The organism is Magnetospirillum sp. ME-1 (assembly GCF_002105535.1).
In the GTDB taxonomy this organism is placed as follows: Bacteria; Pseudomonadota; Alphaproteobacteria; order Rhodospirillales; family Magnetospirillaceae; genus Phaeospirillum.
Genome location: NZ_CP015848.1, coordinates 4,097,501 through 4,123,117 on the forward strand (window position 1 = coordinate 4,097,501; position 25,617 = coordinate 4,123,117).

Here is a 25,617-nt window from a genome sequence, read left to right on the forward strand (position 1 = left end):
AACACAGGGCTCTGCGAAGTCGAAAGACGACGTATAGGGTCTGACGCCTGCCCGGTGCCGGAAGGTTAAAAGGAGGGGTGCAAGCTCTGAATTGAAGCCCCGGTAAACGGCGGCCGTAACTATAACGGTCCTAAGGTAGCGAAATTCCTTGTCGGGTAAGTTCCGACCTGCACGAATGGCGTAACGACTTCCCCGCTGTCTCCAACATCGACTCAGCGAAATTGAATTCTCCGTGAAGATGCGGAGTACCCGTGGCTAGACGGAAAGACCCCGTGCACCTTTACTACAGCTTTGCAGTGGTACTAGGATGTGGATGTGTAGGATAGGTGGGAGCCTATGAAGCACTGGCGCCAGCCGGTGTGGAGGCAACCTTGAAATACCACCCTTCTGCTTCCTGGTATCTAACCGCGCCCCGTGAACCCGGGGCCGGGACCCTGCATGGCGGGTAGTTTGACTGGGGCGGTCGCCTCCCAAAGAGTAACGGAGGCGCGCGATGGTGGGCTCAGGCTGGTCGGAAATCAGCTGTCGAGTGCAATGGCATAAGCCCGCCTGACTGCGAGACAAACAAGTCGAGCAGAGACGAAAGTCGGTCATAGTGATCCGGTGGTCCCGCGTGGAAGGGCCATCGCTCAACGGATAAAAGGTACGCCGGGGATAACAGGCTGATCTCCCCCAAGAGTCCACATCGACGGGGAGGTTTGGCACCTCGATGTCGGCTCATCACATCCTGGGGCTGGAGCAGGTCCCAAGGGTTCGGCTGTTCGCCGATTAAAGTGGTACGTGAGCTGGGTTTAGAACGTCGTGAGACAGTTCGGTCCCTATCTACCATGGGTGTTGGAAACTTGAGAGGACCTGTCCCTAGTACGAGAGGACCGGGATGGACGCACCTCTAGTGTACCGGTTGTCGCGCCAGCGGCATCGCCGGGTAGCCATGTGCGGACGAGATAACCGCTGAATGCATCTAAGCGGGAAGCTCCCCTCAAAACCAGGTTTCCCTATCAGAGCCGTGGAAGACCACCACGTTGATAGGCAGCATGTGGAAGCGTGGCAACACGTGAAGCTAAGCTGTACTAATCGCTCGATCGGCTTGATCGCCCATGCGTAGCGGCAAGCCCGACACACGAAACACTTCAAGTTCAGTGCACGAAGGTACTAATCCAGATCAGATCAATTCGTTTCCTTCGACGACCAGGTGGTCATAGCGAGGGCCCTCCACCCGATCCCATCCCGAACTCGGACGTGAAACCCCTCTGCGCCGATGGTACTTTGTCTTAAGACATGGGAGAGTAGGACGCTGCCTGGTCTTCAAAGGAAACGATAAACCTAACACGATGATAAACACCGGCCCAAACAACAGGGCCGGTGTATCCGTTTCAGGCCAATACTTCGGCCTAACACATTACCGCGGGGTGGAGCAGCCCGGTAGCTCGTCAGGCTCATAACCTGAAGGTCGCAGGTTCAAATCCTGCCCCCGCAACCACAGATAGTTGACATCCCAGTCCCAAAAGACTGGGGTGTTTGCTTTTGGAGCCATGCCCGGCCGCCAGGGCCAGGAGTTCAGCCAAAGCCCCATGGACATCCATGCGCATCCCATCCGGCGCGTCGGCATCCGGGATCATCTCCACCTTGGTGATCAACTGGCGGATCAACTCGGTCGCCTCGGTCTTGATCTCGGGGTCGTTAAGAGCATCGACGAGCTCGGCCACCTTGCGCGCATAGACCTGGGGCAGATTGGGCATCAAGGTGATGACACCGTCATCGATCGGCTGCGCCGCCAGCTCCGCCTCGATCTGCTCCTGTTCGCGCTCGCGCTCAATCAGGCGGTCCAGAATCGATTTCGGAGCCATGCCGGTCTCGATCATGTCCAGCATCCCCTTGATCGCCGTCTTGGCCTCGGCCAAGCGTTTGTGGAGATGAGCCTGGCTCTTCGCCGCGTCCTTGCGCGCGGAGGTCAGCTGACGCTGAGCTTCAGCAATAAATTCCTCCACCCGATCAGGCTCCATCAGCTTATGCTTGAGGCAGGCGAGCACGCGCTCTTCAACCCTTTGTTTGGTGATGGTCTTACCGTTTGCGCACATGCCGGTGCCGCGCCGATGATTGGTGCAGCCGTACCGGTCCTTGCCCAGGATGATGTAATTGCCGCCGCAACAAGAGCATCTCAGCAAGTGTGCCAGCAGGTATTTGGGCCGATGGGTGGCGTTGAGGTTCGGGGTGTCTTCGCCTCGGGCTTGGCTTTTGGCCTTGAGACCGACATCGGCTAAGCGGCTCTGCACCTTGTCCCAGAGATCCTGGTCGATAATGCGCAGGTGGGGCACCTCTGCCGTTTTGATCTCGGTGGGGTCGTTGAGCCGTGCCACCCGCTTGCCGGTCTTTGGCAACCGGATGAAGCGGCAGCGGTTCCACACCAGACGGCCAATATAGAGCTCATTGCGCAGGATGCCGGTGCCGCGTTTGCCCTGGCCACGGATGGTGGTGTTGCGCCAGAGGCGTCCGCCAGGACCTGGCACACCTTCGGTGTTGAGCGTGGTGACGATCGCCTCCGGGGTAAGGCCGGCGGCGTAGAGGGTAAAGATGCGACGGACGATGTCGGCCTCATGCTCGATGATCTCGCGGTCTCCGGCTTCGGTGGTCTTGCCGGTCTTGATCGGGGGCAGGGCGCGGTAGCCAAAGGCGATGCCACCGGCCAGTTTGCCTTGATCGATGCGCCCGGTTTGGCCGCGCTTGGTCTTGTGTGATAGGTCCTTGGAGTATTGCTGCGCGACCAGCCCCAGCATGGAGACATGGAGATCGCCGATCTCACCAGTCTGGACCGTATGCACCTTGATCCCTTCGGCGGTTAGGGCGTCGTACATCCCCGCCAAATCGGCTAAGCGGCGGCTGAGGCGATCGACGCTTTCGGCCAGCACCACATCAAAGCGGTGCCGTTCGGCGTCGGCGAGGAGGCGTTGATACTCCGGCCGAAAAGCGGTGCGACCGGTCATCTCCGGGTCGGCGTACTGGCCCACCACGGTCCAACCCAGGCGCTCGGCGTAGGCCCCACAGGAGGCAAGCTGGTCGGTAATGCTGGCCTCACGCTGGTTGTCGCTCGAATATCTTGCATAAATAACACATTTCATATGTTCAATCCTTTTCTTGTTGTTATGGCTCAATGGAGGAGGATGGCGGCTGACACGATGGTGACGGCCATCATCAACCGTTTGGTAATTTCGCCTGAATCCGGATTGGCAACCCACGCGGCGACAGTTTGCCGAGCGAGCAGTTTGACCAGATCCGTGAGGGCAGGGTGAGACTTAGCCTCCTCATATTGGGAGGGCTTGGTCTTGATGGGGGAAGTTGCAGATGATGTTGTCATGGTATGGCTCTAAATAATTTTTTTGAAGGGAAATTTGGATTTCCTGGCGTCGACTTGGGCCCACGCCAGGAGAGAATCAGCGAATGACCGGCACCAGCCGTCGGCGGACCCGCGCGGTGAGGCCCTGGTCCACCACATGGCCCAAGGCCGCGATCGCGCCATCGGCTGATCGGCGCGCCAGGATCAGGTAAATGCCGTCTGTATCGGGAGATGGGGTTGTATCCGGCAGGTTGACCGCTGGAGCATCTGGGTCATCAATTTCGGGGCGCGTGTTTGCAGTGGATTTTGCCGATCCCTGACGTTTGGCCCAGGCCTTGGCGCAGGCATCGACACCTCCGGCCTCGGAGATGCTGGCGGCAGCGTGCTCCGGTGACACGCCATCGGCGGCCAACGCACACAGTGCCCTGGCGCAGTAGCTTTGCTGCCGACGGTCATCGAGCGGCATGGCCAGACGGATGATCGGCAGCATGGGATTGGCCGTCGTCGCCGCTGTCACCCTGATTTTGTTCACCCGCAGAGCCAAGAGGATTGGGCTGAGGTCATGACGGTGGCGATGGGCCAGGGCGTAGACATCGGCCAGGATCTGGATCAATCCTTGATGCGTCCGCCCGATCTTGATCTGGTGCCCCTTGACCCGACCTCTGAGGCCATCGATCTCGTCGATAATGGCCTGGGGCGGTAAATCGCCCTGGCTGATGGGGTGGCTCCAGTTAAGTCCGTCCAGCCATGACGCCATCTGTTCGTCGGCCGGAGCCTCGGTTACTGGCTCCACACCAGGGTGGTCGTAGAGGTCCGAAAAATCATCATCATCGAAGTCGGAGATGCCCGAGCTTTGGTGTGCATCATCATTATCATTGGTTGTTTTAATCACAAAATATCTCCTGCTGGAAAAGGCGGGCACCATTGCCCTATGGGGGATATTGGTGCGTTCGTCCGGCTATCTCCTTCCCCCATGACAAAATAGTCACCGGGTACTGGCAAAAAAAGGCAGTCTACAAAATAAATATAAAGCCAATATGATTCTGTGTTGAAAGGCGTGAAAGCGGAAATATATATAGAACAAGGCAGAATATACAGAAAGGGCTCGGTTATACATCGCGGGTGCGATGTTTGTATTCTTAGAGCGATATGGTCGATGGTGTTGTATAGGATGGAGGTGCGTATTATTGGTGGTAGGTCAGCAACGGGCGCGGCGGCCTATCGCTCGACCAGCACGATGACGTCGGCGCTTGCCGCTGCGGCCTATCGCGCTTGTGACCGTCTGGATGGCACCAGGGCGGTGGACGGAATCCGGCAAGCACATACCTGGGACTACAGCAGCAAAACTGGGTTGGCGTGGTCGGAAATTCTGATTCCCGCCCGTGCGCCGGACTGGATGCGGGATCGCCAACGCCTTTGGTCGGCGGTTGACGCCAAGGAGACCCGTAAGGACGCCCAATATGCTCGCGAGCTGCTGGCGACCTTGCCGCGCGAGCTGCCGCTGGAGGCTGCCATCGCCGCATTCCGCAGTTGGGTGTCGGAGAACGTCGTCGCCCTGGGCATGGTGGCCGATATCTGTGTGCACGCCTATGGCACCGCGCTTGATCCGCGCAAGCCGGAGCAGGCGCGACGCCTGCTGGAGATCGTCGATCCGGCTTGGCCGATCTACGACATGCCCACCAATGGCATGACGCCGGACAAGATTCCGGACGGCCCCCATGTCCTGCGCTATCCCAACGGCATGCTGCGCGTCTATCAGCCCCATGCCCATGTGATGTTGACCATGCGCTCGCTGACCAAGGACGGCTTTGGCAACAAAGAGAGATCCTGGAATCGGCAAGCCCAATTGTATGCCTGGCGGCAGGGTTGGGAGGGCGCTTACAACGCCCTGCTGGCCGCCCATGGCAGCTCCGAGGTGGTCCAATCGAAAGCCGCGTGGAAACGTGAAATGGATGCCGCCCATGATGCTGGCGATGACGCTGAAGTCGAGCGGCTGAGCCAGACATTTTCACCCCGCGCGGTCGATGCCGGCGGAGGCTATTACGCCGCCCTCGATGGGCGGCCACCCCATGATCCCAATCAATTTCAGGTAACACCGATGGATTTCAATAAAGCCTTGCAGGAACAAAAGGTAAGGACGCAACGCGCGTTGCAGGACCAGGATGACATGTATGCCGCCACCGAACTCGAACTGGTGGGCGAACTGAGGCACAGCCAGAAAGAGGCCGCCAAGGCCAAAGCCGAGAACGAGCAAATGGCGGAGCAGCTCACGGCGGCGGAAACCGAACGCGACCATGCCATCGTGCTGGCAGACCGGACGACGACCAAGGTGAGGATCCTGGGGGATCTGCTGACGGAGGCGGCGCAGCAGCAACAGATCGCCCGATCGGATGCCGAGGGGCGGAAGCAGAAGATTCAGGTTCTGGAGATTAGGTCGGCCGAGCTTGAGGCCAAGGTGAGCAGCGCCACCGCCGACCTGGAATCAATCCGCCGTCAGGCCGAGGCCGCTCAGCAGGCACAACGGGACGAAAAGGCCAGCCGCGCCAGGGCCGAACGCGAGCTCCGCGAACAGACCATCCTGTTGGACGACATGGCCGATTACGTCACGGGCGCGCACAAATATCGTCCTCGGATTGCCGATGACGCCACCGCCATCGGCCGATTGATGGTCCACGCCGAGGATCAGGGCAAGAGGCTCCAGCAGGCGGAAACGGCGATCAAGGGTTTGGCCGATGGGGTCTCCCATCTCGTCCAGTCCGTCGCGAATCGTTTGGCAGCGAAGTTGGGGAATTGGCTGATCGAGCGGTGGAATCGCATTGCTGGCTCAGTCCGAGGCGATTCGCCTCTGGTGGCTCACTTGCTCCCGCCGCCGCTGACCATGGCTCCGGCCACCGAAACGTCGGGTGCCCCGACAAATCCGCCCACTCCGACTGACCCCGAACGGATCAAGGCAGCGCCTCAAGCTCAAGATGTCCCGGTCCCGACCAGGGATGTCCCCAGCCGCAATGCCGAGGGTCCGATGTGGCTTGCTCCCACCGCCACGCGAAAAGAGAGAGAGGCTCTGAGGGCGAAGTTGGGCGCGATGGACAACATGATGGTGTGGGCAATTCGTGATGTCACCCTGGTTGCCGCCGAAGAAGCAGAGGCCAAAGGCGATCGCCATAGCGGCTATCATCTGGCATTGGCCGAGATCGATGCCTGCCTCGGAATGCTCAATGCGGCCACCGCGACCATCGCCAGAGCATCAACCAAAGGAGCTGCGGTGGTGTCGCCAGCAGTTTCGGTAGGCCGCCCATTGTCGGGTTCCCCGACAAATCCGGCAGAAACCAAGCAACCATCACGCCTGAATCCGACTCCGCCAAAGATACCGCCGGCAGCCCAATTGCCCAAAGCCAAGTCGGCCAATGTGCTCAAGCCGCCCGCTCGATAGCGACCACGGTCATCACGACCGATGATGGCCGGATCCAATCAACCTACAAAACAACCTACCTGATCCCGATTTCGCCGGACCATCCAGCCCATCGCCACTGAGCGCTGGATGGTCCGGCGCATATCCGGAGATCAAACATGATGACCAATAACACCCTACAGATATCTCACCCCACCTCTGATTCGTGGTGGTCCCGCACCATCCTGCGCCGCTGGGGATGCCGACGAGGCACCCGTGCCTCGCGCGGCTGAACTTCCAGAGCGCCGACCACCCCAATCTCACAATCAATCTACAGCAACTGGGCGGCATCCCGCCGATCCGGGCGCGTCTCCTTGCGAGCGCCGGATCGTCCGGTACCGACCCACATCAAAAAATATGAGAAAACATGCATACCATCCCCAATCTCACCACCATCATCCGCGATGCTTTTCCGGCACCAGCAGGCAAGATCGCCGTGGATTATGGGCCATCGACCCAATACCAGCACCGCGCCAATCTCTGGCTCCATTCCGTCTCCGGCCCCATTACGTGCCTACCCGCCCAGCAGGCGGTCAAGGGCTGGGTCGCCGAACTCGGCGATTACGGCCTGCACATCATGCGGCTGCATGCCTCGATCCCGACTCAATGGCGCGGCGATCTGGTTGATCCCTTGCTGGCCGAGGACATCACCGCACTCATCGAGTACATCGGCCAAGTCGCCTTCGCAGGTGGCTCTATGCGCAATCGTCCCCACCTCGACATCATCTTGAGCTCCGAGGCGGGGGGCGACGAGGGAGCCACCCCGCTGGGTGGCATTCCGGCCATGACCGACGACGAGCGCAATCGGGCCATGGATATCTTCTCCACCTGCCACCGCTGGCAGATCGATAACCGTGATTGGCTGTTGCAGTACACATCGAGAATCGAGCTGCTGATCAGTGTGGCCAATCTCCATTACGTAGGGGCCATGGCCTCGGTCATGTGATCCAAGTCACCTCGCCGATGCCGCCTTCGGGGCGCATCGGTGGGGTGCGCATCTAAATCATAATGTGTATGGACGCTGATAAAGTGATGGTTAAATGTACACAGACATATTAAATGTCACGCGTATGTAAGCGCATGTGGCGCGATGCATAAATTAATGTGGCTGGTGTCGGAGGGTGTAGGCTTGGCTTAGCCTTTAGCATAGACCGGGAAATATTATAGCTTGACATTGCGTTGTGGCATGTGTATTGTATGTGTCGTCGCCACGCGTCCCGCCAAGGGCTTTTACATTCAGAGGTGCGATGCATTCATAAATCAAAAAAGGAAATACACACATGATAAAAGCAACTAATAATACAACACATTTCCACCATTCTACCCCCGTCGTACGTGTCCAGACTGCCTCGGAGTTGACCCCAAAGCCCTATGATTGGATATGGCGGGGATGGTTGGCCGCAGGCAAGATGCACATCCTAGCCGGAAGCCCCGGCACCGCCAAAACGACCGTGGCCCTCAGCATGGCGGCGACCATTACCCGTGGCGGAACCTGGCCGGATGGCTCCAAATCTCCCAAAGGGGATGTGCTTATCTGGTCGGGCGAGGACGATATCGATGACACATTGCTGCCACGTGCCCTGGCTTGCGGATGTGATCCCAAGCGTCTGCATTTTGTTCGTGACGTCGGTCACCGTGGGCGGAATCGGCCATTCGATCCGGCGACCGACATGAACGGTCTGCTCGATGTCGCCTACGAGCAGCCCAATCTGAAGCTTGTGATCGTCGAGCCCATGGTGTCCCTGGTCGCAGGCAGCAGCAACTCTAACTCGGCCGTGCGCAAGGCTTACCAGCCGCTCATCACCATGGCCGTGGAGCGAGGCTGCCCTCTGCTCGGTATTACCCACTTTAACAAGGCAGGTAAGGGCACGGATCCGCTGGACCGGGTGACCGGATCACTGGCATTCGGTGGGCTGGCCCGCATGGTGATGTGCGCCGCCAAGCCTGCCAATCTATCTTTGCCGAACCGTCTGGTCCGGGCCAAATCCAACTTATGCAAGAGTGGTGACGGCTTCGATTACGCGATCGTCCACACTCATTTGGACAGCGATCCAATCATCGAGACAAACTGCATCGAGTGGGGTCAAGCCGTCTTCGGATCGGCCACCGACCTCCTCGCCGAAATTGAGCAACCACGCCGGAGTGATGGCCGCGAAACCAAGCTGGATCAGGCCGTCACTTGGATGGCCGCCGCCCTTGCCGATGGCTCCGTGCCATCGGCGGCATTATGGGATGCAGCCGAGCAAGCCGGCATCTCAAAGGCAACCTATCGCCGAGCCAGGGACGTCCTGGGCCTCGTCTCCGAAAAGGGCGGCTTCGGTGATGGCTGGAACATCGGCCTGCCCAATTAGCCCGAAGCGGCCAAGGTGCTCATGCTCATGATGAGCACCTTGGAGGGCATGAACACCGAAATGGCACCGTCTTGGGAAAGGGGCGGTGCAATTTCCGTTTCCAACACCGTGATGATGGCGCGGAAACACAAGGCGGTCTTATCGTGCGACCTGGTGTCCTGGATCTCGTTCTTCATCATCGGCAGGGAGGCGGGGCGCGTTCGTCGCCTCAATAACCCAAGGTGCTCAAGTCGCTCATGATGAGCACCTTGGGCGGATGTTCCGAGATGATGCCTTGTCGAACAGCGTCTGATCCGCTTTGGAGCCGTCGCCACGAAATGGGGCTGGGCTACTTTCGCAGGCTGGCGCTGTCGGCCTCAAGGCGCAACCGGGTCAACGCGGATTCCAATTCGGTGGCTATCTTGCGCCGTAGGTCCAGAGCCTTGGCGCAGTTCCCTACCTGGGTGCCGAAAATATGTTCGAATCGGTGACGGTTGGCAGTTGTCGGAGCGCTTCAGGCTGACCCGACCCTATCGACGCACCAACACAGCTGTACATGCATGAAATATGCTTTACCTAATATACCTCTTTTGATAATTTCATATAACTTTGGGATGGGCGGGCGTGACCTTAGGTGGCTGAGCATCCAGCATATGGGCCTCTGTGCTCAAAGCTTTCAGAACTCCGCAACAACGTGTCTATGGCGAAGGCAGAGCTCGAGCTGCGCCGGAGCGAAGGTCTAAATTGTCAGGATCAAGAGCATCGGCTCTCGGTGTTGCTTGAGCGGCTGGTCCGATGTGAAGTGAGTATGACGGGGCTCTCCCACGGGATGAGGCTCTGTTGTGATGAGCAGCAAAGAGAGAATGCATAAATCGGATCATAACCGATAGCGTTTGGGGGGGGGATTGCGGGAAAAGGGGACAATCCCCGTCGCGCAAGGTGGAACGCGGTCTTCAACGACGACACCAGTGACGACGACAATTCATGGTTCCGGCATGACCAAGGTGCTGGTTCCGGAAGGGGGATTCCTTCTCAATTCAGAATTCTTCCGCAAGGGGGCCGACCTCATCCTGGTTCGCCCAGATGGCAGTACCGTCGTCATCATGGACTATTTCGCCAACGACGCTCCACCGCCATTGGTCAGCGATGCCGGCGCCCTGATCGAGGGGGCTCTGGTTACTAGGCTGGCTGGACCGCTGGCTCCCGGCCAGTATGCCCAGGCGGAGGGAGCGCCATCCAGCGGCAGCCCACAGATTGGCATGGTGGACAAGGTGGCTGGCTCGGTTACCGCCCGGCATGCCGATGGCACCAGCACCACCCTCCAAAAAGGCGACGTGGTGTTCCAGGGCGACGTGATCCACACCTCGGGCGACGGATCCGTCGGTCTGGTCTTCGCCGACCGCTCCACCTTCTCGCTGGGCAACGCCGGCAAGATGGTACTTGACCAGTTGGTCTATGATCCGGACACCCATCAGGGGAAGGCTGAGATCTCGGTGGCCCATGGCGCGTTCGGCCTGGTGTCCGGCCAGATTGCCCATTCCAGCCCCGATGCCATGATCATCAAGACCCCGGCGGCCACGCTCGGCATCCGGGGCACTACCGTGGCCGGTCGGGTAGACGAGCAGGGGCAGACTCAGGTGGCATTGCTGGGCGATCCCGGCGGCGGTACCGGCGAGGTGGTTCTGCGTAATTCCAGCGGCAGCCAGATCCTGGGTTCGGCCAACACTCTGATCCAGATCGTCTCAGCTTCAGTCCCGCCCTCGCTTCCGGTGCCGGTGGCGCCGACGGTGATCGCCCAGAGTTTCGGCTCGGCGGTCAGCAGCCTGCCGCCTCCACCTCCTCCTGGTCGGGCCATGGAATGGTCGACGGCACCGGGAAAGGATCAAGTGCCACCGATAAAGGTCATTCAGGAACGCGCCAACGCCGGAGCCGTGCTGGACATTTCCCATCCCGAGGGCACCAAGGTGGTGGACCCTTCCAAGCTGCCGCCCGAGGCCAAGGCGCCCCAGCCCGACAAGGCGATCACCCCCGACAAAACCCTAGCTCCGGAAAAAGCCACCGAGGCCTTCAAGGCGGCGGCACCGACGGTGCAGAAGGACGCGACTCCAGCAGATGTCGCGCCCAAGGATGTCACGCCAAAGGATATTGGGCCGGCTCAACCGGTGGGACCGAAAGCAGGTCCTGCTGATCCCTCGCCGAAGGAGGTCGCACCTGCAGCTCCGCAAGAAACGGCACCAAAGGATGCCGTTCCGAAAGAAACAGCTCCCACCGTGCCACAGGATGCGGGCCCAAAGCCCGAGACGAAGTTTGTCCCGCCACCGCAACCGGAAACGACCGTCATCAGTAAGACCGTTGCTTCCGATCCAGTGGTGTTGCAGCCAGTGGCGGCTCCTGTGGTCGCCGTTCAGCCATTGGCAGCAAGTGGATCGAGCTCGTCATCCACAGCGACGACGACAAGCAGCCAGTCCAATACCCCACCGCCCACGACGGCTCAGACGGCCACCCCCACCACCTCGGGCAAGTTGGTGGATGGTCCCATCGCCGGTGCCACGGTGTTCCGTGATCTCAACGGCAATGCGGTACTGGATGCCGGTGAGCCGACGGCGGTGACCGCCCAGGACGGCAGTTTCACTCTGTCCGGCACCGGCGGCACCATCATTGCCCTGCCCGGTGGCACCGACACCGAAACCGGTCTGGTCATCGACGTGATCATGAAGGCCAGCGGCTCGGCGACCATGGTGACTCCCCTAACCACTCTGGCCGAGACGGTGGGTGAAGAGAAGGTCAAGCAACTTCTGGGGATCGGTGACGGTGTTGATCTCCACACCGTCGATCCCATGGCCAATGCCGATCTGCGCGCCCTAGGAACCAAGCTGATGGCGGCGGTGGCCACCATGAAGCAGGGTGCGTCGGCCCTGGGCGTGACGCCCGATGCCGCCACTATCTTTTCGGCTATAGCCACCAAGATGGCGGCGACCGGTTCAGGCAGTTTCGACTTGGCCTCCGCCTCGACCTTCCAGGATGTACTGGCGGCGGTTCCCGGCGTCAATGCATCAGACCCCAAACTGCTGACCCTGGCCCAGTTGGCGCTGAAGTCCGCCAATACCGCCGCCGGCATCGTGCATGGCACCGCACCCGCCGGTGCGCTGACCTCGTTTGTCTCGGCCAATGTCGCCCAGATGACCAATGCCGGCCTGACCACCGACATGTCCGATGCCGGCTTTATCATGTCCGATCTGGCCGCGCTCAGGGCTGCAGGCGTGACCAGCTTCACCGTCACCAAAGGAACGGCGGTGCTGACGGCGGCCCAGGCGGATGTGCTAACCTTTACCCTACCCACGGGAAGCACGGCTTCGGTCCGGGTCGCCGACACGGCGGCCAACATCGCCGCCCATTCCGCCGGATTGTGCGGCATACCGCGTGTCATGGCGACGGCATCCTCCGACGTATCGGGGCTGGATCTGTCCAGGGTGACCGATTTGACCCTGACCGGGGATGCCGCCATCTCCCGCACCCAGTTGAACAGCATCGGCACGACCGATATCGTCAAGTCGGGCCATCTGCTGACCATCAATGGTTGGAGCGGCGACCTGACGGGGGTCTCCTTAGGGATTGCCGACGCTATTGCCCTGTCCGGCCCCGCCACCTTGGGAGCGGCGCAATACACCAGCCTGGGAACGGCCCATATCAGCCGGCTCGGCCATGCCTTGACCGTCGTCTTGTCGGGCGATCATGCCGCCGAGAGCTATGCCGGCGCCCAGCGGCTGTCCCTGCTGGGCGATGCGGTGCTGTCGGAGGTGGAAATCGCCGCCAAGGGGCTGGCCAACATATCCAAGAACGCCTTCGACCTGACCGCCCGTGTGTCCGGCGATGCCAGCGCCCTTGATCTGGGGAGCGCCGACCATCTGGTCCTGAGCGGCGATGCGACCATCAGCCAGGCTTTGTTTGCGCGGCTGGGCGGCACGGGCATCACCAAGGTCGGGCACCTTCTGACCGTAGGCGGTGCCTCGGGCGACCTGAGCGCCCTTGATCTCGGCACGGTCGATACCCTTCATCTCGGCGGTGACGCCACCTTCTCGCTGGCCCAGTTGCGCAGCCTGGGTAATCACCTCCAGGCCGACGGCCACATCGTCTCTGCGGCGATTTCGGGCGATCTTTCCGCCGCCGATCTGGCCGGCATCGGTGGCTTCGTGCTGGCCGGCAATGTCAGCCTGACCCTGGAGCAATATCTGGCCATTGGTGCCGCCCATATCGCTAAGGCCGGCCATCTGCTCAGTGTCATCGGCGCCAGCGGCGATCTTTCCGCCGAGGATTTATCCAAGGTAGACAGCCTGACCCTGGCGAACGACACGACCTTGTCGCCAGGACAGTTGGATGCCATCGGCTCGGACCATATGGTCAAGGGCGATGCCCTCCTCACCGTATCGGTCGATCCCGCCGTGGACAGCGATCTGCGATCCTACGACCTGGCCGCCGCCGATATGATCCTGGTGTACAACGGCGTCATCGTGACGCCGGAGCAACTGCCCAAGCTTGTGCCCGACAACACTCAACTGGGATCCCTGATCGACGTCATCGTGGTGCCGGCGGCAGGCGGGCACGACCTGACCATGGACCTGTCGCCCTACAATGCCGCCTGGAGCGGTCAGGTCCAGATCACTCTCGGCCTGACCGAGGCCGGGACCATCAGCCTGACCGGTGGCGAGGCGGCGGGGCTGATCGGTTCGGACGCACCCGACACCTTTCATATCGGCGACGGCGCCTTCATCCAGCATCTGGGCTATATCCAGGCCTACACATCGGAAAGCGCCATAACGGGTGATGTTCTGTCGTTCCAGGGACGGAGCGACGGGGTCTGGGTCGAGCTCCCCAATGGCGCCGCCCTTATCGGCGGAGCCCTCGTCAATCTTTACGGCAGTTTCGGAACCCTGCGGGGCGGCGAGGGCGACGACACCCTGACCGGCGACGGTTCCGCCACAATCATCGGCGGTGGCGGCAATGACCTCATCGTGGCACCCGTGGTGGACTATTCGCAGACCACCACCGGCATTGTCGCCGATTTCACCAACCTGTCCGGTGACGGCTACGGCACGGTGTACGATGGCCAGGGTGGGGTCGATTCCGTTAAGTATTCCGGCTTTGACCAAATCACCGTCATCGCCTCGCCCTATGCCGATCAACTGATCGGTGGCGTTCATGACGACGTCTTCGTGCTGGGTGCCAATTCGGTGCAGGCGGGCGAGGTGATCAGCGGCGGCGGCGGCTACACCCTGGATGGCGACTGGATCATCGCCACCGGCAGCAACGATCTGGGCAACGCCACGTTGGATAGCCTGCTGGGTCTGCGACTGGTCGGGACGGGAACGGCGGTGACCATCAACGCCTCGCAGGTCGAGCAAACCGGTTCCAGTTATGGCCAGTTCGCGGTCATGAGTTCGGACAGTGCCGTCGGGCAGAAGCTGGTGGTGCGCATGGATGGGGCGAACACCGATCAACTGTGGCCACTGATCAGTTCGGTTCCCCTGGTCCTCGATGGCAGTGCAGCCACCGACGGACTGACCTTCAGCTATGCCGCCGACACCGTCCTGGGCGGCTCGGGCAATGATACCATCTATGCTGGCAGCGTGCTGACCGAGGCCGGGGCGGGTGACGACACCATCATTGCCCCCACGGCTGCCGCCACCATCCACGGCGGCGACGGGCTGGACACCCTCCGGATCGATTCTGGCTCTTGGACCATACCGACGCTGGCGGGGGTGGAGCGGGTTTCCTTCTCCGCTGGCACGGCATCACTCTTTGGCGCCGCCTCCCGCCTGAGCGGGGTCACCATGGACGGGGCCGGCTGTGCCGTCACCTTAGGCATCGAGGACCCCTCCGCCCTGTCCGCCATCAGTTTCGTCAATTGGGGCGCCGATGACGTTATCGAGGTCATCGGCACCACCGGCGACGACACCCTTACCCTAGCTGGGACCTTCCACGTCGCCAATGGCCTGGCCGGCAACGACACCCTGTATGGCGGCAGCGGCGACGACACCCTGATCGGCGGATTGGGCAACGATGCCCTGAACGGCGGTCTGGGAAGCGATACCGCCAGTTACGTGGATGCCCAATCGGCGGTCACCGTCAATCTGGCAACCGGCACCGCCACCGGTGGGCTGGGCAACGACACGCTGAGCGGCATCGAGAACCTGCTGGTAGGCACCTATGTGCAATCGCTGACCGGCGATGGCGCAAACAACGTGTTCACCTTCTCGCGCTCGTTCTGGTCCTTGACCGGGGCGAGCTTCGCCGGCGGTGCGGGAACCGATACCCTGGCCTTTTCGGCTTACGCGGATTTCACGGCAAGCCCCACCACCGTCACCGGCTTCGAGCATCTGACCCTGGAGCAGACTTCCAGCCCCTATATGGTCGAGATGAGCAACGACCAGATGGCCGGGATCACCACCTTGTCGGGGACCGGCAGCGGCGACGCGAGCCGTGGAGTGATGGCGGTCAATGCCGGCCTGACCTCCTTTCTGACCCAGGCCAATGTCCTGCGTGTTCTGGCCAGCACGGGCAATATCGATGCCTCGGGCTGGACGCTGGACAACTGGGGCCAGTCCGGCGCGGCCTTGACCTCGTCCTCCCTGGGCGAGTTCCTGTGGCTGGACGGCAGCGGGACGACGGGGCGGACCCTGACCGGCACCGCTTCGTCGGACCTGATCACCGGCAGCAACGTCAGCTACGTGCTAGACACCATCACCGGCGGCGGTGGCGCCGATCGTCTTTATGGCGGATTGGGCAGCGACACCTTCCTGTTCAACACCGGCGATGTGGCGGCGGGCGAGATCATCGACGGTGGCAGCGGGCTCGACACACTCAAGCTCAACGGCGACGTGGACTTTACCGCCGGCACCATCGTCAATGACACCTTATCGACCACCTACAACATCCTGGCGCCCAACGGTCATGCCGCCACCATCACGGTGGGTGCGGCCACCAAGTTCAGCCTGGTGGGCAGCGTCGGCAACGACACCATCGTGGTGATGCCGTCCAGTACCACCAGCGGCCAGACCATCACGGCGACGGCGTTCAGCTACACCAGTTCCGGCACCGCCGGCTGGTTGGGCTCCGGCACCGACCGGATCATCTTCAACGGCACCGAGTTCAACGACAGCATCACCGGTTCTTCCGCCATCGACGTGATCCAGGCCGGCGGCGGCAATGACTGGATCAGCGGCGGCTACAACATGGGGGGCGACACCCTGTATGGCGGGGCGGGTGACGACACCTTCGACTTCGCCGGAGCCACCGGCTCGGTCACCGGGATCGTGGATGGCGGCAGCGGATACGACAAGATCCTGCTGACCTCGGGCACCTTCATCAATCTGGCCAGCACCACCGTCACCGGGATCGAGGAGGTGGATTACGGCACCGCCGGTTTGGTGCGGACCTATTCGTTCAATGCCGCCGGCTTCGACGGAACCTCCGCCCTGTTCAAGGGAATGGCGGCGGCCAATCTGTCGTTCCAGGTCACCGACGCCACCCCTCACGATTTCTCGACGCTGCAACTGGGCGGCATCCTGCCGGGAACCATCACGGTGACCACCGGCGGCATCAACATTTATGCCGGCCGTAACATCCGTGGCTTCGATGTGGCCCAGACCATCACCGGGGCCGATGGACTCGACCGGATCGAGGGCGGCTCGGCCAATGACAGCCTTGCAGGCGGCAACAATCTCGACGTGGTGTCCTATGCCCATGCCAGCAGCGGTGTCACCGTCTCCCTGGTGGCTACCAGCGCCTCGGCCAGCACCGGCACCGCCACCGGCGGGGGCGGCAGCGACACGCTCTCGAACTTCGAGGGCATCCAGGGCTCACTGTTCGACGACAGCTTCACCGCCAGCGGCAGCGGTACGTACTCCGGCATCAACCTGCTGGACTATTCCAACGCCACCGCCGGGGTGACGCTCAGCCTGGCGGCCGGCACGGCGACGGGCGGGGCGGGCAATGACACCTTCTCCGGTTTCGAGATGGTGGAGGGGTCAAGCTACAATGACACCCTGACCGGCTCGGCAGGCATCGACTGGCTGAGCTATATCCGTGCCGCCTCGGCGGTGTCGGTCGATCTGACGGCGGGAACCGTTTCCGGTGGGGCGGGACAAGACAGCGTGTCCGGCTTCGAGGCCATCTGGGGCTCGGCCTACGCCGATATCCTGACCGGTGATGGGGGCGACAACACCTTCTACGGCGGGGCGGGCAACGACACCATCACCGGCAGCGGCGGCAACGATTTCGTCGATTACAGCAAGATGATCCCGTTCAACGGCATTGTCGCGAACCTAGCCACCGGCATCGTCGATGCCGGAGTGGAAGGGGTCGACACCCTGTCCGGTATCGACCATATCAAGGGGACCTCGACCGCCGACACCATCACCGGCAGCGACGGCGACGACACCATCGAAGGTGGTGGTGGCTACGACAAGCTGCTGGGCGGCAGCGGCAACGACACCATCGTCTTCGGCAATAGCGGCGGATCGTCGGGTGCCACAATCGACGGCGGGGCGGGCCAGGACATCTTGGACCTGAGGTCGGTGACCTCCTATGTCTACACCCACCTTTACGGCGATTCGAGCAATGGCGAGCTGTATTTCGGCACCTATTCCCGGGTCTACAACATCGAGACGGTGATCGGCCCCGATGCCGGCGGCTTCCTGTTCGCCAGCCTGAACGCCGATACCATCATCGGCGGTGCCGGTTATGACAGGATCGGCGGCCTGCTGGGCAATGATTACCTGGATGGCGGTGGCGGTACGGGCGACTGGGTATGCTATTCCGCCCCCACATCGGACGCGGTCAGCACCCTGGTCCCGGCCTCCTACTGGGCGACAGGCGCCGTCACGGTGGACCTGTCCCTGGGAACCGCTACCGGCGGGGCGGGCAATGACACCCTGTTGAACTTCGAGAACATCTGGGGCTCGGCCTACAATGACACCCTGATCGGCGATACCGGCAGCAACACCATCGCCGGTGGTGCCGGCAACGACACCATGGATGGCGGGGCCGGCATCGACTATCTCAGTTATTACTACGGCACCAGCACGGGCGTGGTGGTCAATATGGGGACAGGCACCGCCAGCGGCGGAGCGGGCAACGACAGCTTCAGCAATTTCGAGGGCGTGATCGGCAGCAACTACGCCGACACCCTGACCGGCGGCAGTGGGGAAACCTTCCTGCGCGGCGGGGCCGGCAACGACACCCTGACCGCTGGCAGCGGCCTTACTTGGGCCGACTACCAGGACAACTCCGGCTCTTCCGTCATTATCAACATGACCACCGGAACCGCCACCGGAACCTATATCGGCACCGACACCCTGGTGGGGATCCATGCCATCCTGGGCGGCAGCGGCAGCGAGACGGTAACGGGGAGCGGTTCCGATCTCACAATTTCGGGCGGCGGCGGCTACGACACCCTGTCCGGCGGCGCCGGAGCCGAAACCATCATCCTGGCCCAGCGCGGCGTCTCCGACCGTTTTACCTTCAGCAATTTTGCATCGGGCACCGACAACTTCGTCCTTTCCGATAGCGCGTTCCACCTGGGAACCTCGGGGACGCTGTCCACCAGCACGGATTTCCAGCAATACGTGGAATCCTCACTCGCCATGTCGGCCACCGCCCGCAACTATGCCGGCGACAACAGCGCCAATGCCGGTCTCATAGTCATCGGCGCAGCCACGGGCACTGGCGGAGTCCAGGTCTGGCACACCACGGACATGCACAATGCCTCGACCGCCAATTCCTACCAGATCGCCACCGTAGCCGGTGAAAACACCAGCCAAGTGGCGGTGACTGATTTCCATACGACGACGTGAGCAGAGAGTTCTGACTGGCTTGGAGGCAAGTTGATTGGGAGCTTCTAGCCCAAGAACAAGGCCAAGTAATGCCCGGAGGCTTATCGAAGATGATAGATGCGAGGGTGTGCATCCGTAGCAACTACGGAGATGCTGGGAGATGTCGTGTTACACGACAGCCGATTTCTCCACCAGCAGAGCCATCTCCATGGCCGCTGCAATCGTAGCATCCCCCATCGGGATCGCACCTCGGCGAGCACCCTTTGCCAGCTATTCGGTCAAATTTACGCGCTGGCTGGTCATAGTCACCTATCGACCGCCCAGCGCTACATCGAGGCCAACGACCAGATGATGAAGGCTGCTGTGGATGGCCTGTGATTTGAAACTACCGCATATAGTTTCCCTTCTTGACCCTGCTGCCTTGACGAAAGACATAGCGGGACATCTTATTGAGAGATAATCTGGCTATCCCAAATATCACGCTCTGCTCCAAATTTGCTCCATTGAGAATGGCTTTGCAGTTTTCATGATCTGTTCCATTTTGGTCCTATCGACTTCTTGCGGCCTCCGATGCCATCCTTTTGGCACGGAGATTTTTCATGGCGGATTTTATTAAACGCGTTGGAACAAACGGGAAGGTCAGCTGGCAAGCTAGGGTCCGCCGCAAGGGTTTCCCGGATATGTTCAAGACATTTCGGACCAAGGTCGAGGCTCAAAAGTGGGCCGCGGTTACGGAGTCCGAGATGGCCCGTCACGTCTTCACCGATCGCAGTTTGTCGGGATCGATGATGTCCGGAGGTGTGGTTGATCCGGCAGAAGCGGCCTTCCGTCGGCGTGCCTTTGAATCCGCAAGACGGTAGCTCTCGCCGTTCATCTCCAGAATGTGGGCGTGATCGGTGAGACTGTCGAGCAGTGCGCCGGTCAGACGTTCCGAGCCAAACACCGAAGTCCACTCGTCGAATGGCAGGTTCGAGGTGACGATGGTGGAGCCACGTTCGTAGCGTTGGCTGAACGCCACGAACAGCAGTTCGGCGCCCGTGGGTGTTCGATATCTGCGACCCGAAGGCGACGGAGACCGCCGCGCGATACTGGCGCCATGTGGAAGGTGACCATTCGGTCTTGTTCCATATCATCCAGTTCGCCATCATCGTCGCAGTGAGTTCAGATGGCTCGCAGCCAAGATCGCGACAACTGGCAGCCACAAGACGGCTCGAGATGAGATTTTTGCAGTCTTCGGTTTGGCGGCTGCGTGTCATGGTGTTCTCCTCACGTTACTCGAACAAATGAGCGGCGTTTAGGGGAGCCCCAATTGTCGTGCTAGGCTACCTGGCCTCTCCTTCCGCAACCGATTTATTTTAGTAAAACCATTATCGAGATCGTCTTGTGTCGTCATATGTCATTGTGATTCGATCCAGGCTTGGACGGCCGAACTTTTCCAGCGAAGAAGGCGGCCAATTTTGATTGGCGGTGGGACGGCATCAGGATTGGTCGAAAGGAAGCAATAAAGTGATTTAAGGCTTGGAAGCCTCAGAATCGTCACAAGCTCTCCGGGAGTGATGAGGTGATCCATATCGTGCTCCATGTTGCATTGAATCATGGTAGCGAAAGTCACTATAAAAAGTGAAGTGGGTGGGTATTGTTTTCTGCATACAGATCGAACGTTGTTTGTGAATCTGCTGCTTTATGGGCTAACCCAGCGCTAAGTAATGCGAAATCGAAAACTGTTTCCAGTGAGTTGGTCGTTGCCTCGCGTACACAATGGAATTTTGATCTGGGAGATCGCTTCACACTTGGTGTCAGCATGGTGATGAAGATCCGAAAATCGACATCCTGTCGCCAGATGGGCATAGGATGTCGATTTTGATGGCGATTCCGGACGGGTTCGTGGTGGGCATGGTGGTGAAAATCTCGCCGTCGAGCAACTCGTCGCGGAGCTTCCCATTGAAGGGTTCGCAGTAGGCGTTCTACGGGCTACGGGTTCGATAATGAGCGTCCCCATCTCCACTTTGCCACGCCATTTTCACACGGCAATGGCTGTCATTTCCGGGCCGATGTCGCTGCGAATGTACGTGGGCATAACCACCTCAGCGCGCCAGAAAATATACATCTGCTGTCGGATGACATTCACGCAGGGCGATTGATGCCATCGACACAGCTAAAATAGAACGCTATGTCGCGCTCGAGACATTGGCATTCTCAGAAATTCGACGTGAAATCGACATCCTGTCGCCAGTTGGCAATAGGATGTCGATTTTTGATGTTTTAAGTTAGTCAATCCCGGCAGCCAAAATGAGAGATGTCGTCTTCACATTGGCGGAAGGCGGTGAGGTTGGCCGTAGAAATTGATTTAGTTGACGGGGTTTCAAATGGGATGGTTGTCCAGTGCAGCCAATTGAAGATTTCTGCTCTGGAGTTCTGTCTTTCCGTCTGGTTCCAGTTCATTGCAAAATCGACATCCTATTGCTATCTGGCCATAGGATGTCGATTTTGAATGTGATCAGATAATTAGGGCTGCGGCTATTAGCAGTGTCGCTCGCAGCTGACTGCCGGGACTATATGGCGTTAGCTCATGTGGATAGTCATGCTTATTGAGGTTCCATAGCCTCCTTCGGAGTGCGCGGCCAGCAGTCCAGCGCTTTGCGGGTCGACTTGGGCGATGATCTCGTGGGCATCGAGCGTTTCTTGGCGTTGCAGCATGTCTGCGATGCGCAAGACCGTTGTCGAGTTCCATCGAATCAGATTTAGCGCCTCCTGATACGCCTGCTCGAGAATGCTTGAAACTTTGCGCGCCAAGTCCGGGCGGGTACTGAGCATTGGTCCGATGCTGTCGATGTTCGGCATCCCTGTCCATACCAGTGGCATTTGATCGTCCATGCCCATTGCTGTCAAAGAGACCGTCGCCAAGACTGTCGCACGTGCCAGATCCGAGCTTGTGCTGCCGCCGGAGCCAGTCGACACGCTGCCAATCAATGTTTGTTCTGCGGCGCGGCCAGCGAGGAGGTGCATCAGCATGAAATTGATGTCGGAGCGGGTCTCTATTGATCCTTGATCAAGTGAAATCGTCACGCCACCGCCGCTTTCTTCCGTCTGGCGGATGCTGGCCATCACCAACATATCAGGACGATGAAGCGCAATCACAACGGCGTGACCAGCCTCATGGATCGCGCTGCGGCGCACAACTTCTGCAGGAGCCGTTCTGATTTTTCCACGGATCTCAGTGGTCAAATCTTCTTGCACCATGGGCCTGTTCGCATTGCGCGCACAGCGCCGAGCACCACGCACCCACCTCTCAATATCTGCGCCGGTGCCGCCATACGCCAGTTTGGCGAGGTCCTTCAAGTCGATGCCGTTTAGGTCCTGGCCGAGGTGATAGCGAAGAATTTTTCCAATGGACTCCTGATCGGGGAGAGGGATCAGGATGCCGCGGTCCAGACGTCCGGAACGAACAATAGCGGGGTCAAGGCGCTCAGGATGGTTGCAGGCGGCGACGACGACCACTCCCTCACGACCCGTAACCCCGTCCAGCAATTCAAGGAAGCCATTCACAACCTGCACGCTATAATCCCGGTACTCGCTTTTGAACTGGGACCGGTTTCCGAATCCATCAACTTCATCAATGAACAGGATCGAAGGAGCTGCCGCCCGAGCGGCATCAAATGTTGCCCGCATTGACTTCAAGAGGTCTCCCAAATGACCACTCGATTGCCATTGCGCGAGCGATGCGGAGATGAGAGGAAGGACGCATGAGCCAGCCAGGGCGCGCGCAAAGGTGGTTTTACCTGTGCCGGGCGGGCCGAACAAAAGGCATCCGCGATCAACTGCGGACCAAGGAATTCGTCCAGCTTTAAACTCAATGAGGTCGGCTTTCAGGCTCTGTCCCCAGGATGTTGCCTCCGGCATCCCGAAGAGTTGGTCAAGGGTGATGGCTGGAACTTGGTTCCGCGTCTCAACGAGACGGCGCAGCCTCTGCAAAATGGTATCGGCTCCGTCGCCAGGGCGGCTTGCCAAGGCAATATCTTCGATGTCGCAGCGACGTGCCAATTCATCGGAAATGGGCTCGGCCGGAACCGAGTTGGTCATTGTCAGGATAATCTCATGCAGGGTTGTGGAGTCCAGGGGCGGCACAACAAGCCGGTGGTCGGCTACCCGCAACAAATCCTTTGGCAGGAGGCGATCGGGAACATGGGAGATACCCAGCACAGAGCCGCCACCGGCCAAGGTTGCTGCTACGGCTCCATTTCCCTCCGACTGGGATTCGCCCTTCTTCTGCTGGGTCAATCCAAGCATGCCACGTTTCAGCAATGAGGGAAGTTGCAGCGCCTTAAGACTGGTAAGAAGGGTGTCTGTTGTGATGGGGAAATCTTGGGGCAGGTTAAGCATAGTGGGCGTCCTTATTTAGATGGTGTTGATAGCGTCAAGGTCCTGCATCTCGAGTGCAGCAACCATGGCGGTATAGGTGATACGAGGAAGGGGGCGGGCGTGCTGGTTGGAAAATCCCAAGGCGTTGAAACGGCTCCCTTGCCAACCGGCAAATGGGAGGATGACAACGTGATCGGCTGAAGCCTTCAGCAGGCGAGGAATGTCACGTCCATCGCGGGTTCCGCATTCGATGGCAATCCGACCATGGCGAGTCTCGGCGAAAATATCGATCAATGCATGGGCCGAGCCACAGGGGACCCAATGCTCCAACGATACGCCTGCATGCGGGTCGATTGCCTTCGCCAAGACCAGCCCAAGGCGGCGGAGATTTCGATGCGCGGGACCTTCGTTGCCATGACGCGCGGGTACGAGCAATTGATCGATCGCATCCGGGATCAGGATCTCGATCTCCGACACTGCGATGGATTGGGCCGTTATAAGCATTTCCAGCATGCGGCTGTCGCAGTCTGCGCGAACCCCGCCGGTCGCCGTTGCATGGAGAATCTGCGCGAGTGTGAGATCTGGGCGGGTGCTAATCCATGTACTTTCCATATGGTGATTCGGAGAGAGCATTTTGATCCTCAGCCAGCTTTAGAATTTGGTGGTCGGAATTCGTCATTACCCCTAGAGTGTAACTGCAAGCGCCTCAGGTGTCAACACCCTGGGTGCAATATTTTACACCTGAGGTGTTAATTGCTGACTGGGGAACAAATTCGCGCGGCTCGAGCTCTGCTCAGGTGGGAGCAAAGGGATCTTGCTGAAGCGGCAAAGCTGTCGATCGAGACGATCAAGCGCCTAGAGAAGATTCATGGTCCGGTCGGGGGGCTTGCCCGCACGACCGATGCGCTGCAGGCGGCGTTGGAGCAGGCTGGTATCACCTTATTTGGTGATGGACGATACGAAGGGGAGGGTGGACCCGGCGTCCGGCTAAAGCAGCCTATAAAATAAGCTTTGTATCGATTGGGGGGGGCATTTCAGCCAGGGTGCGGATACAGCTCAAGGCTCACATCACGTGCTCGCATCCGGCATTAGTCAGCCACCTTGAAAAAACCTAAGGGTATAGGTTATCGTGTATCATGAAGTTGTTTCATTCAGCCGGTGCCAACGCGCGTGTCGATATCCAGACTGAGGATCATTGCCCGCCACATGTGCATGCGTTGAACTGGGCGGACCGCTGGGAAGCCAAGGTTGAGATTTCCTTTGTCGATAACAACGTGGTGCTGATGGAGGTGCTGCCTGTCGCGAACGAGCCGACGAGGCGAACCCTTGGTAAACTGCTGGATGAAGTTGGGCAGCACTTGGATCTCTGCCGACGTGGGTGGTGGCGGATTTACGGGGATACCTGCCTCGTCAACAGGTGGATCAGGGTTTCGGCGGAGGGCGTGCCAGCCGTATTGAAGAAGGGCAGGAAAGGGGCGTCACAGGTCTTGGGGGCCAAGTACGATCCCGGCAGCACCGTCCTGACGCTGGCCATGTCGGACGGGTCGACGGTGAGCATCAACGCAGGTGATGGAGAGGTTGAACGATGAACGGGATCCAAGTCACGAGCGAAGAACTGTCACAGGCGATCGAAGCTGGGCACCGCCGCATGGTGACAGAGTTTCGCGCCGGTTCGGTGCGCTATGATCCCGTGCGGGACGCCATAGAATTAACCATGGTGGACGGCTGGGGTCTGGTCTTACTTCGTTCGGCAGTGGCCGAACTTGCCGAGATCCCGTCCCAAGACATGGGCAAGCTGGAGATCTCGCCGGTGGGCACCGGTCTTCTGCTAGACGCCCATGACATTCACATCAATGTCCACGGTCTGGTGACCGGGTTCATTTCGCCGCATCTGATGGCCTCGGCCCTTGGACGAAAGGGTGGATCGGCGTCCTCTGACGCCAAGGCGCAAAGCTCCCGCGAAAACGGCAGGAAGGGCGGCCGGCCGGTGAAGACGAAGGTCGCTTGACCCGGGCCGGACCGAGTCCATCGAACGATGGCCGAGGAGAGAGGGCCTGTACAAGATTCATTGAAACGCTGAAACATAATTGCGCTGCCGCCGTGTGGGCTGGCGCATTTGACTCCGCTGTAGCCGTCAACGAAGTAAAAAGCCTCAACAACCTAACTACCAGGGCGGCCGAGGCTATCCCCGGCAGGTCGATGCGGCTCAGACCGCGAACGGCTCGGCCGTGACGGCGATCAGCGATAGGGCGTATTAACCAGATCGCCGCGGGCATCTCACCTATCGGGCTGCGTATCGGTCCTCTTCGCGTGCCCGAA

General features: G+C 60.0%; 14 protein-coding genes, 1 tRNA gene, 2 rRNA genes and 2 pseudogenes (1 of these 19 running past the window's edge). 11 read left to right on the top strand and 8 right to left on the bottom strand.

The window, feature by feature from the left end:
• From WV31_RS19165 to WV31_RS19180, 4 genes are all read left to right on the top strand, one after another.
• Positions 1-1,095: ribosomal RNA gene (locus WV31_RS19165) — 23S ribosomal RNA — on the top strand (it extends 1,647 nt beyond the left edge of the window).
• Positions 1,096-1,188: 93 nt separating this feature from the next.
• Positions 1,189-1,303, top strand: a 5S ribosomal RNA gene (rrf, locus tag WV31_RS19170).
• Between the two features lie 100 nt (positions 1,304-1,403).
• Positions 1,404-1,480, top strand: a tRNA-Met gene (locus tag WV31_RS19175).
• A gap of 52 nt (positions 1,481-1,532) precedes the next feature.
• Positions 1,533-2,261, top strand: coding sequence for a hypothetical protein (locus WV31_RS19180; protein ID WP_085375044.1), 729 nt, complete (start codon positions 1,533-1,535; stop codon positions 2,259-2,261).
• A 54-nt stretch (positions 2,262-2,315) separates the two neighbouring features.
• On the opposite strand, the pseudogene WV31_RS22845 reads toward WV31_RS19180, so the two are convergent.
• From WV31_RS22845 to WV31_RS19195, 3 genes and pseudogenes are all read right to left on the bottom strand, one after another.
• Positions 2,316-3,116: pseudogene (locus tag WV31_RS22845) on the bottom strand (recombinase family protein); the annotation flags it as partial.
• Between the two features lie 29 nt (positions 3,117-3,145).
• The gene (locus WV31_RS21810; RefSeq protein WP_145980911.1) at positions 3,146-3,352 is read right to left on the bottom strand and encodes a hypothetical protein; all 207 of its coding nucleotides are present in this window, start codon (positions 3,350-3,352) and stop codon (positions 3,146-3,148) included.
• Positions 3,353-3,428: 76 nt separating this feature from the next.
• Positions 3,429-4,223 carry a hypothetical protein gene (locus tag WV31_RS19195; protein ID WP_145980912.1) on the bottom strand — a complete coding sequence of 265 codons (795 nt, stop codon included), beginning with the start codon at positions 4,221-4,223 and terminating at the stop codon, positions 3,429-3,431.
• Between the two features lie 279 nt (positions 4,224-4,502).
• On the opposite strand from WV31_RS19195, the gene WV31_RS19200 reads away from it, so the two are divergent.
• The 3 genes from WV31_RS19200 to WV31_RS19210 all read left to right on the top strand — a co-directional run bounded on the left by WV31_RS19200 (position 4,503) and on the right by WV31_RS19210 (position 9,130).
• Positions 4,503-6,761: a MobA/MobL family protein gene (locus WV31_RS19200; RefSeq protein ID WP_168185994.1), complete on the top strand. Its 2,259-nt coding sequence runs from the start codon at positions 4,503-4,505 to the stop codon at positions 6,759-6,761.
• A 385-nt stretch (positions 6,762-7,146) separates the two neighbouring features.
• The gene (locus WV31_RS19205) at positions 7,147-7,725 is read left to right on the top strand and encodes a hypothetical protein (RefSeq protein ID WP_085375048.1); all 579 of its coding nucleotides are present in this window, start codon (positions 7,147-7,149) and stop codon (positions 7,723-7,725) included.
• A 334-nt stretch (positions 7,726-8,059) separates the two neighbouring features.
• Positions 8,060-9,130 (top strand): AAA family ATPase, encoded by a 1,071-nt coding sequence (locus tag WV31_RS19210; RefSeq protein WP_085375049.1) that lies wholly within the window; start codon positions 8,060-8,062, stop codon positions 9,128-9,130.
• Here WV31_RS19210 and WV31_RS19215 read toward each other — a convergent pair.
• Positions 9,127-9,306, bottom strand: coding sequence for a hypothetical protein (locus tag WV31_RS19215; RefSeq protein WP_168185996.1), 180 nt, complete (start codon positions 9,304-9,306; stop codon positions 9,127-9,129). The two genes, WV31_RS19210 and WV31_RS19215, sit on opposite strands and share 4 nt — an antisense overlap.
• A 798-nt stretch (positions 9,307-10,104) precedes the next feature.
• On the opposite strand from WV31_RS19215, the gene WV31_RS19220 reads away from it, so the two are divergent.
• Positions 10,105-18,960 carry a FecR domain-containing protein gene (locus tag WV31_RS19220; RefSeq protein ID WP_085375051.1) on the top strand — a complete coding sequence of 2,952 codons (8,856 nt, stop codon included), beginning with the start codon at positions 10,105-10,107 and terminating at the stop codon, positions 18,958-18,960.
• Positions 18,961-19,690: 730 nt separating this feature from the next.
• On the opposite strand, the gene WV31_RS19230 is transcribed toward WV31_RS19220, so the two are convergent.
• The 4 genes and pseudogenes from WV31_RS19230 to WV31_RS19240 form a co-directional block, all read right to left on the bottom strand.
• Positions 19,691-20,026: an ATP-binding protein gene (locus WV31_RS19230; RefSeq protein ID WP_085375052.1), complete on the bottom strand. Its 336-nt coding sequence runs from the start codon at positions 20,024-20,026 to the stop codon at positions 19,691-19,693.
• A gap of 805 nt (positions 20,027-20,831) precedes the next feature.
• A pseudogene (locus WV31_RS22555) lies at positions 20,832-21,016 on the bottom strand (IS3 family transposase); the annotation flags it as partial.
• Positions 21,017-21,501: 485 nt separating this feature from the next.
• Positions 21,502-23,319 carry an AAA family ATPase gene (locus WV31_RS19235; RefSeq protein WP_085375053.1) on the bottom strand — a complete coding sequence of 606 codons (1,818 nt, stop codon included), beginning with the start codon at positions 23,317-23,319 and terminating at the stop codon, positions 21,502-21,504.
• Positions 23,320-23,334: 15 nt separating this feature from the next.
• Positions 23,335-23,931 carry a hypothetical protein gene (locus WV31_RS19240; RefSeq protein ID WP_011383453.1) on the bottom strand — a complete coding sequence of 199 codons (597 nt, stop codon included), beginning with the start codon at positions 23,929-23,931 and terminating at the stop codon, positions 23,335-23,337.
• Positions 23,932-24,051: 120 nt separating this feature from the next.
• Between WV31_RS19240 and WV31_RS19245 the strand changes: the two genes are divergently transcribed.
• From WV31_RS19245 to WV31_RS19255, 3 genes are all read left to right on the top strand, one after another.
• Positions 24,052-24,306: a helix-turn-helix domain-containing protein gene (locus tag WV31_RS19245; protein WP_043743492.1), complete on the top strand. Its 255-nt coding sequence runs from the start codon at positions 24,052-24,054 to the stop codon at positions 24,304-24,306.
• A 128-nt stretch (positions 24,307-24,434) separates the two neighbouring features.
• On the top strand, positions 24,435-24,887 hold the full coding sequence (locus tag WV31_RS19250) for a hypothetical protein (protein ID WP_011383454.1): 453 nt from the start codon (positions 24,435-24,437) through the stop codon (positions 24,885-24,887).
• Positions 24,884-25,306 (top strand): DUF2442 domain-containing protein, encoded by a 423-nt coding sequence (locus WV31_RS19255; protein WP_011383455.1) that lies wholly within the window; start codon positions 24,884-24,886, stop codon positions 25,304-25,306. The genes WV31_RS19250 and WV31_RS19255 overlap by 4 nt, the downstream gene beginning before the upstream one ends.
• Positions 25,307-25,617 lie beyond the last annotated feature (311 nt).